The organism is Arthrobacter sp. SLBN-100, from assembly GCF_006715305.1.
GTDB lineage: Bacteria > Actinomycetota > Actinomycetes > Actinomycetales > Micrococcaceae > Arthrobacter.
Window position 1 is genome coordinate 125,918 of sequence record NZ_VFMY01000001.1, and the last position, 11,935, is coordinate 137,852.

Consider the following 11,935-nt stretch of genomic DNA (forward strand, 5'->3'; position numbering starts at 1 on the left):
CGGCCCGCAGGCTCCAGCATCGGCGCCAATTGCTTAGTACAGTGTTGGTGAACTGCTTTCCGGCTTCCTCCTCTGCGGACCGGGGCATGGACGTTGACCGACAGAAGAGGCCATCATGGACCGCCAGCAAGAGTTTGTCCTGCGCACAATCGAAGAGCGCGACGTACGTTTCGTGCGCCTGTGGTTCACCGATGTTGTGGGTTCACTCAAGTCCGTGGCCCTTGCGCCTGCGGAAGTGGAGGGCGCCTTCGAGGAAGGCCTTGGTTTCGACGGTTCAGCCATTGAGGGGCTCGCCCGCGTCTTTGAGTCCGACATGCTGGCGCAGCCGGACCCGTCCACTTTCCAGATCCTGCCGTGGCGCGGCGAAACCGAGCAGACCTCACGCATGTTCTGCGACATCCTCACGCCGGACGGCGAGCCCTCGGCCGCGGATCCCCGCAACGTCCTCAAGCGCACCCTTGCCAAGGCCGCGGACATGGGCTTCACCTGCTACACCCACCCGGAAATCGAGTTTTACCTCCTCAAGTCCCAGGAACCGGGACCGGACGGCGCCCCGGTGCCCGTGGACGAGGGCGGCTATTTCGACCACGTGCCCGGCGGCGTAGCGCAGGATTTCCGCCGGACCGCTGTGACCATGCTGGAATCGGTGGGAATCTCGGTGGAATTCAGCCACCACGAGGCCGGTCCGGGCCAGAACGAGATTGACCTCCGGTATGCCGATGCGCTGCAGACGGCGGACAACATCATGACGTTCCGTACCGTCATCAAGGAAGTTGCGCTCCAGCAGGGGACCTACGCCACGTTTATGCCCAAGCCCTTCACAGCGCACCCCGGCTCCGGCATGCACACCCACTTCTCCCTGTTTGAAGGCGACGCGAACGCGTTCTACGAAGCCGGCTCCGAGTTCCAGCTGTCCAAGACCGCCCGCCAGTTCATTGCCGGCATCCTCAAGCACGCGCCCGAGTTCACGGCCGTAACCAACCAGTTCGTGAACTCCTACAAGCGGCTCTGGGGCGGTGGCGAGGCTCCAAGCTACCTGAGCTGGGGACACAACAACCGCTCCGCACTGGTCCGCGTTCCGCTGTACAAGCCGGGCAAGGGCCAGTCCGCCCGGATTGAGTACCGCGGCATCGATTCGGCAGCCAACCCGTACCTCGCGTACGCCGTCCTGCTGGGCGCCGGGCTCAAGGGCATCGAAGAGGGCTACGACCTGCCTGCCGCTGCCGAGGACGACGTCTGGTCCCTCAGTTCGGCCGAGCGCCGTGCCATGGGCCACGATCCCCTTCCCGCGAGCCTGCATGACGCCATCCGCTCCATGGAGGATTCCGAACTGATGCCGCAGATCCTGGGCGAGCAGGTCTTCGAACACTTCCTGCGCAACAAGCGCGCCGAGTGGCAGGACTACCGCCTCCAGGTGACGCCCTACGAACTGCAGCGCAACCTGGGCATTCTCTAGGGAGCGGTGGTGAGCCTCGCACGGCGCCTGATTTCCGCCGGTTTCAGCGACCTCGAAAAGGGCGGGCGGTTCCTCGCTGCCCGCGAGCTCGAAGGACTGGATGAAGACAGGCTCTTTGCCGGGCTCCAGATGGCTGCCAGCCCGGACACTGCTCTGCAGTCCCTGGTCCGCCTGATCGAAAAGCATCCCGCCCTGCGGGAGCTGGCGGGCGCTGACCCCGAGACCAGCGAGCCGCTGTACCGCGTCCTGGGAGCATCTGAGGCGCTGGGGGAGTTCCTCATCCGCCACCCCGAACACCTGGCCGCCTTTGAGGTACGGCCCAGCCCGGAGCCGCTGCCGGCAGATCCGCACAAGCTGCGTGCCTCCCTGCTGCAGTCGGTGGGTGCAGATCCCCGCGCCGCCCGGCCCGTCGCCGCAGCCACCGGAACGGACGCCTACGCAGCCCTTCGGACGGCCTACCGCAGGGGAATCGTGGACCTGGCGGTCAAGGACCTGTGCGCCGCCGACCCCCTGGACTTCATGCCGTCCGTGGGCGGGGAGCTCGCCGACCTTGCGGGCGCCGCCATCGAGGCGGCCCTCGCCGTCTCGCGCGCCGAGGCAGCCAGCCAGTTCAACGCCGCGGACGTGGCCGACGTTGGCCTGGCCGTTATTGGCATGGGCAAATGCGGAGCCCGCGAGCTGAACTATATTTCCGACGTCGATGTTATCTACGTGGTGGAGCCGGGCAGCCTGGACGACGCGCGGGCCGCCACCATCGGCACTGCACTGGCCAGCGGAATCTCCCGGGCCATCTCATCAGTTGCCAGGGAACCTGGACTCTGGGAGGTGGACGCGAACCTCCGGCCGGAAGGAAAATCCGGGCCGCTGGTCCGGACCCTCGCCTCGCACCAGACATATTACGCGCGGTGGGCTGAGAGCTGGGAGTTCCAGGCGCTGCTGAAGGCCCGGACCATCGCCGGCGACGCAGCCCTCGGCCAACGGTACGAAGAAGCCATCACTCCGCTGATCTGGAGCTCCGCCAGCCGCGACGGGTTTGTTGAGTCTGTCCAGGCCATGCGCCGCCGCGTCACCGAACACATACCGCCCGCCGAGGAGCAGCGGCAGATCAAGCTGGGCCGCGGCGGACTGCGCGACGTTGAATTCACCGTGCAGCTGCTCCAGCTGGTGCACGGAAAATCCGACGAATCGCTCCGCCGGCGCGACACCACATCCGCGATCGCCGCCTTGTCCGCCGGCGGCTACATCGGCCGCGCCGATGCTGCCGCCTTCGACAATGCCTACCGCTACCTCCGCCTGCTGGAGCACCGCATCCAGCTTTTCCAGCTGCGCAGGACCCACCTCATGCCGGTGGGCGAACCAGCACTCCGGGCACTGGCCAAAGCAGTGCTGGGCCCATTTTCCAATGAACGTCCGCATCCGGACGCCCTGCTGGCCGCATGGCAGAAAACCAAGCGCTCGGTGCGTGAGCTGCATGAGCGGATCTTTTACCGTCCCCTGCTCAACACGGCAGCCAAGCTCAGCAGCGAGGACGCCAAGCTGACGCCCGAAGCCGCCCAGGGCCGGCTCGCCGCACTCGGCTACCGGGACCCGAAGGGCGCCATGCGCCACATTGAGGCCCTTACTGCCGGCGTCAGCCGCAGGGCCGCACTGCAGCGGCAGCTGCTGCCCATCCTGCTGGACTGGCTGGCAGAAGGCGTGGATCCCGACGCCGGACTCCTCGCCTTCCGCCGGGTCAGCGAAGCCCTGGGCACCACCCACTGGTACCTGGGCATGCTTCGGGACTCCAAGGCGGCGGCCGAGCGGCTGTGCCACGTGCTCTCCAACTCGCGGCTGATCGCGGACCTCCTGGAAGTCTCCCCGGAATCGGTGGCGTGGCTCGGCCATGACAAGGACCTGGTGCCGGTCAGCTTCGAGGGCCAGTGGCAGGAGATCACCGCCAAGATGTCCCGCCACGCGGATCCGGGAAGCGCCATGCGCCTGATCCGCCTGATCAGGCGGCGCGAGACGCTGCGGATCGCTATCGCCGATTCCGCGGGACTGCTGAACCAGGAGGAGGTGGGAGCAGCGCTGGCGGACACCGACAGGGCAGCTGTCCTGGGTGCACTGCGCGTTGCCGAAGGAATTGTGCCGGCCGGCGGACCGTTGAAAACCTCTGTCCTGGTGGTGGCCATGGGCCGGCAGGGCGGGCGCGAAATCGGCTACGGGTCCGACGCCGACGTGATCTACGTCCACCGCGCGCTGCCGGGCTTCTCCGAGGGTGAAGCGCAAGAGCAGGCGTCGCGGATTGTTGCCAAGGTCTCCAGCCTCCTCACCCAGCCGCTGAAGCCGGCCATTATGGCCGAACGGGTCCTGCAGATGGACGCGGACCTGCGGCCCGAGGGAAAAAACGGGGCCATGGTGCGCTCCCTGGACTCCTACGCCGAGTACTACCGCCGCTGGTCGCTCATCTGGGAGGCGCAGGCACTGTTGCGGGCCCGGCCCGTGGCCGGCGACGACACCCTGGCCGCGGACTTCGTCGAACTCATCAATCCCATCCGCTACCCGGAGTTTGTGGCGGAGCAGGACGTGCGCGAAATCAGGCGGATCAAGGCCCGGGTGGAGTCCGAACGCCTGCCCCGTGGTGCGGATCCTGCCCGTCACCTCAAGCTGGGCCGCGGCGGGCTCAGCGACGTCGAGTGGCTGGTCCAGCTGCTGCAGCTCCAGCACGCGGGCAAACACCCGGAGTTGCGGACCACCTCCACCATCGGTGCGCTCAAGGCGGCGACGCAACTGGGCCTGCTCGCACGGGACGACGCGGATCTCCTTGCGGCGGCCTGGCGGCTGGCCAGCCGGATCAGGTCCGCCAACGTCATCTGGAGCGGCAAGGCCTCAGACCTGCTTCCGTCCTCGCGGCGCGACCTGGAGGCCGTGGCACGCTGGTGCGGCTATGAACCAGGCCATGCCGCTGCCCTGGAAGAGGACTACCTGCGGGTCAGCCGCCGGGCCCGCGCGGTCTTTGAGCGGGTCTTCTACGGCCAGTAAGCAGGGAGCACTCCCCGCCCGAGCCGGGGGAGCGGCTGACATCTGTCAGGGCCCGGTGCTAGTTTGAGCCCATGGCTACCCAACTCTTCCTCAACCTGCCCGTCCAGGACCTGAAACGCTCGGTCGACTTCTTCACGGCCCTGGACTTCACCTTCAACCCTGACTTTACGGATGAGAATGCCACGTGCATGGTCGTTAACGAGAACGCCTACGTGATGCTCCTGGTGGAGGCGTTCTTCAAAACCTTCACCTCCAAGGAAGTCGCCGACAACAAAGGTACAGCGGAGGCGATCATCGCTTACTCCGTGGACAGCAGGGAAGCCGTGGACGAGGCTGTACGGACTGCCCTGGCCAACGGAGGCTCTGTGTCCCAGGATCCCCAGGACTACGGCTTTATGTACAACCACAGCTTCCAGGACCCGGACGGACACCTGTGGGAGGTCCTCTGGATGGATCCGGCGGGCCCAACAGGTGAATCCGCGGATGGAGGTTCCTCCGGTCCGCAGTCCTGAACGGCATGGGCCTGGGCGTCTGGCTCATTTCACTCCAGGACCTCGACGACGATGCCCGCGCCATTCAGCTGGAGGCAGTGGCCGGACTCGAACTTGGGCCGGGGCAGGACAAGTTTGTTGGGGATCCGCTGCGGATGGTCCTGGCCGGGCTGGCTGAGGAGTCACGCCGTCCCTACGTGATCGAATCCAATGGCCAGGCCGTGGGGGTGCTCACGCTGCAGGCAGGGGCAGCGCGGCTTGCCGGCTGGCCGGACGACGATTCCGCCTGGCTGCTGCGCGGTTTCCTCATCGACCGGCGCCAGCAGGGCAAAGGCTATGGTCCCCTCGCTGCTGCCGCCGCAGTGGCGGCCGCGGAAAAACTAAGCCGTCGGCACCGGACGGGGGAGGCCGGCGTCGTCCTCTCCGTCAACGAAGCCAATCCCGCGGGCCTTTCCGCCTACCTTCGCGCCGGATTCGAAGACCGTGGACAATATCCAGGCGGGACCGCAGGACCCCAGCGGACCATGTTCCGGGGCTTTGCTGCGGGTGGCCGGCCGTAACCGGACGGCACAGCGTTGCACTCGGTCCCGGATTGGCAGATCATGTGGATTGGCGGTGTTCTCCAAACCTTGTTGGGGGGAAGGCTTCCTTAGTCTTCGTCTCGGGGGACATTCGCCAGGGGGTCCGGCTCCCGGTCTCAGCACGTCTGGAGCCGGATTCCCACCTTCGACGGTATACAGCCGTGCCTCCAGGGTGTCCTGCCTGCTTCTGATTCCTTCACCAGACGCTGCTCGGCCATCCAGGCACTTCCGCAGTACTCGTCCGGCCCCTATGCTGGGGGCTACAAACCTTCCTTTGGGGTAACCATGAAGCGGATCAGGACCACCCTGCCGGCCCTTGTTTTATTGCTCGCGGCATGTACAGCGCCGGCGCCCGTGCAAGGCGGCCCGACGGCGGGAGCTGCAAGCACAAGCGCGGACTCACCGCCGGTCACGGCATCAGGGACAGCGATCCCCGCAGGACGGTACGAGCTCACGACAGCGTCCGGTGCCGATATTTCTTTCACGTTGCCGACACCTGCGACGGACCCTGCTCTGGTGGCAATCGAGGCCTACAGGGTCAAGGTCGGAGCGGCGCCCGTTTCATATCTCGTCGCGGACGTGGACAACAGCAAAGGCACGGTACCCGTCACTATGTACATGGTGAGCGCCTTCAATGAAGAAGGACGTCAGTTCACGTTCTCCAGTGTTGCCGATGCCATCCATAGCTGGGCACCGACCTACAGTTACGACTACAAGTGGTCTATGGGTGGCCGGGCCTTGGACGCGGCTGAAGGTGAGGGGTTGAAGCGTGAGGCCGATGAACTGTACAACGCGGACACCAGTGACGCGGACATAGCGGAGCGCACCACTATCATCCTCGCGTCTTCCGACCCCGGACTGCCAACGGGGTTCACCAAGGTCGCCGTACAGCCATCAAGTTCGGCCGATGCAGAAGAAGCGCGCCCGGCCGGTTGATGCCCCGAGCCAGGCAAGGCTCGTAGTGCGGCGTTGGATCATGCAGCGGCGCGCGCGCAGCAGAAAGGCCGGCCTCAAGGGTTATCCCTTGAGGCCGGCCTTTCCACTATGAAGATTCATGCGACGGCTGGCCGGTCATGCCCGCTTTCGCCGCAGGATCTGACTAGACGCCGTAGTAGAGCTCGAACTCGTAGGGGTTCGGGCGCAGCGACAGCGGGCGGATCTCGTTCTCGTACTTGTACTCGATCCAGGTGTCGATCAGGTCCTGGGTGAAGACGCCGCCGGCCTGCAGGAACTCGTTGTCCTCGGCCAGGGCCTCCAGGGCTTCCTCAAGCGTGCCCGGAGCCTTGGGGATGTCCTTGGCTTCTTCTGCGGGCAGCTCGTAGAGGTCCTTGTCGATCGGTGCCGGGGGCTCGATGCGGTTGCGGATGCCGTCAATGCCGGCCATCAGCTGGGCAGCGAACGCCAGGTACGGGTTGGAGGAGGGGTCCGGCGCGCGGAACTCGATGCGCTTGGCCTTGGGGTTGGTGCCCGTGATGGGGATACGGATACCGGCGGAGCGGTTGCCCTGCGAGTAGACCATGTTGACCGGAGCTTCGAAGCCCTTGACCAGGCGGCGGTAGGAGTTCACCGTCGGGTTGGTGAAGGCCAGGACGGCGGAAGAGTGCTTGAGCAGGCCGCCGATGTACCAGCGGGCGGTGTCGGACAGGCCGGCGTAACCCTTCTCGTCGTAGAACAGCGGCTCGCCGCCGTTCCACAGCGACTGGTGGCAGTGCATGCCGGAGCCGTTGTCGCCGAAGACCGGCTTGGGCATGAAGGTGACAGACTTGCCCCAGGCGTCTGCGGTGTTCTTGATGACGTACTTGAACTTCTGCAGGTCATCGGCAGCGTGCGTCAGGGTGGTGAACTTGTAGTTGATCTCGGCCTGGCCGGCGGATCCAACTTCGTGGTGGCTGCGTTCGACCTCGAGGCCGGCTTCGTCCAGGGCCACGCACATGGCGTCGCGGAGGTCGGCCTGCTTGTCAGTGGGGGAGACCGGGAAGTAACCGCCCTTGACGGGGGTCTTGTAGCCGAGGTTTCCGCCCTCTTCCTCGCGGCCGGTGTTCCAGTGTGCTTCCTCGGAATCGATCTTGTAGAAGCTGCCCTGCGGGGAGGACTGGTACTGGACGTTGTCGAACACGAAGAACTCTGCTTCGGGAGCGAAGAACGCGGTGTCTGCGATGCCGGTGGAGGCGAGGTAGGCTTCGGCCTTCTCAGCAACGCCGCGGGGGTCGCGGTGGTAGGGGTCGCCCGTGCGGGGGTTGACGATGGAGAAGTTCAGCGCGAGGGTCTTTTCCATGCGGAAGGTGTCCAGGAACGCGGTGGTGACGTCCGGGATCAGCTGCATGTCGGACTCGGCGATGCCCTGGAAGCCGCGGATGGAGGATCCGTCGAAGAGCTGGCCGTTGATGAAGAAGTCGGCGTCAACGCTCTTTGCCGGGACGTTGAAGTGCTGCTGGACACCCGGAAGGTCGGTGAAGCGGATATCGACGAACTTAATATCTTCGTCCTGGATGAACTTGAGGACTTCGTCCGCAGTCTTGAACATCTATGCTCCTAACGCATATGTAAATATCTGGCGTGACAGCCATCTGATCCAACGCAATCCAAAGGCAGGGAGACCACAAGGTTTCCCTGCTGATGTGCACCCTGCCGGGGGATTCGCTTGAAACTGCTAACAGCCTATGGATGGGGCATTTCCCGTCCGTGTCCGTATTGTTTCGGGCAGGTTACAGAATGCCCTGTTATGGAACGCTATCTGCAGTCCACACTGTGGTCTAACCGCTTCCACAGTATGGGCGGGTGAACCGGGTAAACTTGGACGGTGGTAGATCGCAAAGACCTCGGTTCCTGGCTGGCGGGCCCCGACACCTCCGGCATTTCAAAATATCCGGGTGAGCGGCTCGGGCTGCCTGAGGGCGGGCCCGGTTCCATCGCCCGGGCCGGCCGCCGGATTCTTGCCATCATGATCGACTGGGGCGTTGCGCTGCTGATCAGCAACTTCGCTTTCGGGGGCGACGCCTGGGCAACCCTGGCGATCTTCGCCGTCGAGCAGATCCTCCTCGTGGGCACGCTCGGCTACAGCATCGGGCACCGTGCAATGGGCATTCATGTGGTGCGGGCCGGGGGCGGAGCGCCGGGACCGCTGTCTGCCCTGGTGAGGTCGCTGTTGCTCTGCCTGGTGGTCCCCGCCGTCATTTTTGACCCCGACCACCGCGGCCTCCATGACAAGGCGATGAATACGCTGCTGGTGCGCCGGTAGTACCCCGGGCTTCAGGCCCGGCTGGTTTCCCTGCCGGCCGCGGCCTCAAATTTGGCGGCTGAAAGGTATCCCCGCTTGCCGGCCCAGCGCTCGAACCACAGTGTGGCAAAGGGGAAGATGGCGGAAATTCCGGCGAAGAACGCCACCACGAACGGCCAGCGCTGGAGCCGCCAGAGTGCCAGCGCCGTGATTCCGTAGCCAACAAACAAGGCTCCGTGGATGGGCCCGGCCACCTGCACGCCGATTTCCGTGGTGCCGGCAATCCACTTGAAGTACATGCCGGCCAGGAGTGCGGCCCAGCTGAACGCTTCAGCTACGGCGAGAATCCGGAAGGCGCGGAGCGCCAGAGTTTTAGCGCGCGTCACGGAAGATTCCGCCTGGTCCTGTTCCGCCTGGTCCTGTTTCACCTTGAGCTGTTCCACTTTGTCCTGTCCTGTAGTCGGTGTTGCGGCAATGGCCGGCCATAAAAAAGCCCCGGTACCGGCAGTAGCCGGATACCGGGGCGTTTAGCCTAGCGTCCGCGGTTGGGGCGGGCTTTGTAGGGGTCGATGCCCTTGGGGATGGGGAGCCGGTTGCCCAGCGATGCGATCCGCTTGGAGACGGCATTCACCTCAAGCTTGGTCAGTTCCTTCTTCAGCTTGCCCATCTTCTTTGCCACCTGGCTGATGGGCACCTGGCCCTCGCCGCGCCCGCTTTCGATAACGTGCACGGTGACGTTGGGCAGGATCCTCGCCAGGCGCTTGCGTTCCGCATCCAGCAATGGCTTAACACGGTGCGTGGGTCCTTCACTGACCAGCACGACGCCGGGACGGCCGATGGCGCGGAACACGGCGTCCTGCGTGCGCGGGTTGACTGCGACGGGCTGTTCCTCGGTGATCCACCCGCGGCGGAGCGTCCCGAGGGCGGCTCCGGAGGCGCCCGGCTGGTTTTCGATCTGGGCGAAGGCGGCGCGTTCGGCGCGGCGGGAAAGGATCAGCGTGGCGCCCAACAGGCCCAGGGGGATGCCGATGATCAGGCCCGTGATCCAGTTGTCCAGCAAGAAGCCCACCAGGAAGCTAAGCGCCACAACACCCACGAAGACCAGCAGCATCAGCCACGGGACCATGGGGTCATGGCGGCGGGTCATGTTGAAGACCTCGCCGATCTGCTTGAGCCGGCTGGGCTTCTTGACCTTCGCTTCTTTCGGCTTGCGGGAGAAGAGGCCACGCTTCACTGCGCTTGAGCCCGCCGGAGTGGGGGTGCTGGAATCAGGGGATTTCGCCATAGTGCCTTAATTCTACGTGACCAAAGCCCGAGGGCCGGCACCGGAGTTCTCCGGTGCCGGCCCTCGGGATACAGCGTATTGGCGTCAGGGATGTTTGGTCAGGAACGCGCGGCGAGCAGTGAGCTGGCTTCCTGGCGGGTGGTGCCGGAGGACTCGATGTGGGCGAGTTCGGCGGGGATGTCCCAGCCCTTCTTCCGCATCGCCGTGGCCCAGAGCCGGCCGGCGCGGTACGAGGAACGGACCAGCGGGCCGGACATCACGCCGAGGAAGCCGATCTCTGTGGCCTCGTCCTGCAGGTCCACGAACTCCTGCGGCTTGACCCACCGGTCCACCGGCAGATGCCGCTCCGACGGGCGAAGGTACTGGGTGATGGTGATCAGGTCGCAGCCGGCCTCGTGCAGGTCCCGCAGCGCCTCGGAAATCTCTTCCCGGGTTTCGCCCATGCCCAGGATCAGGTTGGACTTGGTCACCATGCCCAGGTTCCGGCCCTGCGTGATCACATCCAGGGACCGCTCGTAGCGGAACGCGGGCCGGATCCGCTTGAAAATCCTCGGCACGGTTTCCACGTTGTGCGCGAACACCTCGGGCTTGGAATCGCAGATCGCGGCGATGTGTTCGGGTTTGCCGGAGAAGTCCGGGATCAGCAGCTCCACCCCGGTGCCGGGGTTCAGCTCGTGGATCTTGCGGACCGTCTCGGCGTACAGCCACACGCCCTCGTCCTCGAGGTCGTCCCGGGCGACGCCGGTCACGGTGGCGTAGCGCAGCTGCATCGCCTGCACGGACCTGGCCACCTTGGTGGGTTCGAACCGGTCCACCGGGGAGGGTTTGCCGGTATCGATCTGGCAGAAATCACACCGCCGGGTGCACTCGGACCCGCCGATCAGGAACGTGGCTTCCTTGTCCTCCCAGCACTCAAAGATGTTGGGGCAGCCGGCCTCCTCGCACACCGTGTGCAGGCCTTCCTTCTTCACCAAGTTCTTGAGCTGCACGAACTCAGGCCCCATCTGGACCTTGGCCTTGATCCACTCCGGCTTACGCTCTACCGGGACAGCAGAGTTGCGCTGTTCAACGCGCAAAAGCTTCCGGCCTTCAGGTGCCAATGTCACAGTAGAGCTCCTTCTGGGGTAGCGATCAAGGCGTCTTCATTCTTGCGCAGTTCTTCGATGATCCGGGAAACGAGGTCTGCCGGGGCAACGTCATAACCGGTTTCGTGGGCGATGGTGGTCACGCCGGCATCGGTGATGCCGCAGGCAATGATCTGCGAGTACGGGGTGAGATCGTTGTTGCAGTTGATGGCGAAGCCGTGCATGGTGACGCCCTCGTGGACCCGGATGCCGATGGCTGCGATCTTCCTGTCCGGGCCTTTTTCATCCGCGGTGATCCAGACCCCGGCACGGCCTTTGATGCGGACGGCCTTTATGCCGTAATCGGCGAGGACGGCGATGATCACGGACTCGAGCCGTTCCACATAGTCCCGGATGCCGGCGCGGTTCTTCAGCTTGATGATGGGGTATCCCACCAGCTGGCCCGGGCCGTGCCAGGTGAGCTTGCCTCCCCGGTCCACCGGGACCACGGGGGTGCCGTCGAAGGGCCGCTCGTGGTCCTCGGTCCGTTTACCGGCCGTGTAGACCGCGGCGTGTTCCAGGAGGAGGACTGTGCTGGGGGCCTTTCCGGCGACGACGTTGTCATGGAGTTCGCTCTGAATGGCCCAACCGCGGGTATAGTCGACAAAGTCCGGAGCAAGACCCAGCTGTGAAAACTCAAGAGTCATGGGATCCAGCTTAGACCTTGGGCGGCAGCGCGCCCGGTTTAGTGCTGAAGCTCACCCTGGGCTGTGACCCAGCCCCCGCAGCTGCGGAAAACTTGGGCCAGGCACCGGTCTCT

The 11,935-nt window shown here is 65.0% G+C and carries 11 protein-coding genes; 6 read left to right on the plus strand and 5 right to left on the minus strand.

The annotated features are described in order from the left end of the window. Positions 1-115: 115 nt before the first annotated feature. The 5 genes from glnA (FBY31_RS00580) to FBY31_RS00600 all read left to right on the plus strand — a co-directional run bounded on the left by glnA (FBY31_RS00580) (position 116) and on the right by FBY31_RS00600 (position 6,485). On the plus strand, positions 116-1,456 hold the full coding sequence (gene glnA / locus FBY31_RS00580; RefSeq protein WP_142035609.1) for a type I glutamate--ammonia ligase: 1,341 nt from the start codon (positions 116-118) through the stop codon (positions 1,454-1,456). 9 nt (positions 1,457-1,465) lie between these two features. After that, positions 1,466-4,477 carry a bifunctional [glutamine synthetase] adenylyltransferase/[glutamine synthetase]-adenylyl-L-tyrosine phosphorylase gene (locus FBY31_RS00585; RefSeq protein ID WP_142035612.1) on the plus strand — a complete coding sequence of 1,004 codons (3,012 nt, stop codon included), beginning with the start codon at positions 1,466-1,468 and terminating at the stop codon, positions 4,475-4,477. Between the two features lie 71 nt (positions 4,478-4,548). Further along, positions 4,549-4,989: a VOC family protein gene (locus tag FBY31_RS00590; RefSeq protein ID WP_142035615.1), complete on the plus strand. Its 441-nt coding sequence runs from the start codon at positions 4,549-4,551 to the stop codon at positions 4,987-4,989. A gap of 5 nt (positions 4,990-4,994) precedes the next feature. Then, entirely contained in the window at positions 4,995-5,528 is a 534-nt protein-coding gene (locus FBY31_RS00595; protein WP_142035618.1) for a GNAT family N-acetyltransferase, read from the plus strand. A 537-nt stretch (positions 5,529-6,065) separates the two neighbouring features. Next, positions 6,066-6,485 carry a hypothetical protein gene (locus FBY31_RS00600; RefSeq protein WP_142035620.1) on the plus strand — a complete coding sequence of 140 codons (420 nt, stop codon included), beginning with the start codon at positions 6,066-6,068 and terminating at the stop codon, positions 6,483-6,485. 163 nt (positions 6,486-6,648) lie between these two features. Here the strand turns inward: FBY31_RS00600 and glnA (FBY31_RS00605) are convergent, their stop codons facing one another. Then, on the minus strand, positions 6,649-8,073 hold the full coding sequence (glnA, locus tag FBY31_RS00605; RefSeq protein ID WP_142035623.1) for a type I glutamate--ammonia ligase: 1,425 nt from the start codon (positions 8,071-8,073) through the stop codon (positions 6,649-6,651). 276 nt (positions 8,074-8,349) lie between these two features. Here glnA (FBY31_RS00605) and FBY31_RS00610 point away from each other — a divergent pair, with 276 nt between their 5' ends. Then, positions 8,350-8,787: an RDD family protein gene (locus FBY31_RS00610; RefSeq protein WP_142035626.1), complete on the plus strand. Its 438-nt coding sequence runs from the start codon at positions 8,350-8,352 to the stop codon at positions 8,785-8,787. Positions 8,788-8,798: 11 nt separating this feature from the next. On the opposite strand, the gene FBY31_RS00615 is transcribed toward FBY31_RS00610, so the two are convergent. From FBY31_RS00615 to lipB, 4 genes are all read right to left on the minus strand, one after another. Beyond that, on the minus strand, positions 8,799-9,152 hold the full coding sequence (locus FBY31_RS00615; RefSeq protein ID WP_142044923.1) for a DUF3817 domain-containing protein: 354 nt from the start codon (positions 9,150-9,152) through the stop codon (positions 8,799-8,801). 146 nt (positions 9,153-9,298) lie between these two features. After that, on the minus strand, positions 9,299-10,051 hold the full coding sequence (locus FBY31_RS00620) for a DUF4191 domain-containing protein (RefSeq protein ID WP_142035628.1): 753 nt from the start codon (positions 10,049-10,051) through the stop codon (positions 9,299-9,301). Between the two features lie 98 nt (positions 10,052-10,149). Further along, positions 10,150-11,157, minus strand: coding sequence for a lipoyl synthase (gene lipA / locus FBY31_RS00625; RefSeq protein ID WP_142035631.1), 1,008 nt, complete (start codon positions 11,155-11,157; stop codon positions 10,150-10,152). After that, a complete protein-coding gene (gene lipB, locus FBY31_RS00630; protein ID WP_142035634.1) occupies positions 11,154-11,822 on the minus strand; it encodes a lipoyl(octanoyl) transferase LipB in 669 nt (222 codons plus the stop codon). The genes lipA and lipB overlap by 4 nt, the downstream gene beginning before the upstream one ends. Positions 11,823-11,935: the final 113 nt, after the last annotated feature.

Coding starts and splice junctions, on each gene's coding strand:
- glnA (WP_142035609.1), top strand. CDS start 116: ATGGACCGCCAGCAAGAGTTTGTCCTGCGCACAATCGAAGAGCGCGAC.
- FBY31_RS00620 (WP_142035628.1), bottom strand. CDS start 10,051: ATGGCGAAATCCCCTGATTCCAGCACCCCCACTCCGGCGGGCTCAAGC.
- lipB (WP_142035634.1), bottom strand. CDS start 11,822: ATGACTCTTGAGTTTTCACAGCTGGGTCTTGCTCCGGACTTTGTCGAC.
- FBY31_RS00595 (WP_142035618.1), top strand. CDS start 4,995: ATGGGCCTGGGCGTCTGGCTCATTTCACTCCAGGACCTCGACGACGAT.
- FBY31_RS00590 (WP_142035615.1), top strand. CDS start 4,549: ATGGCTACCCAACTCTTCCTCAACCTGCCCGTCCAGGACCTGAAACGC.
- glnA (WP_142035623.1), bottom strand. CDS start 8,073: ATGTTCAAGACTGCGGACGAAGTCCTCAAGTTCATCCAGGACGAAGAT.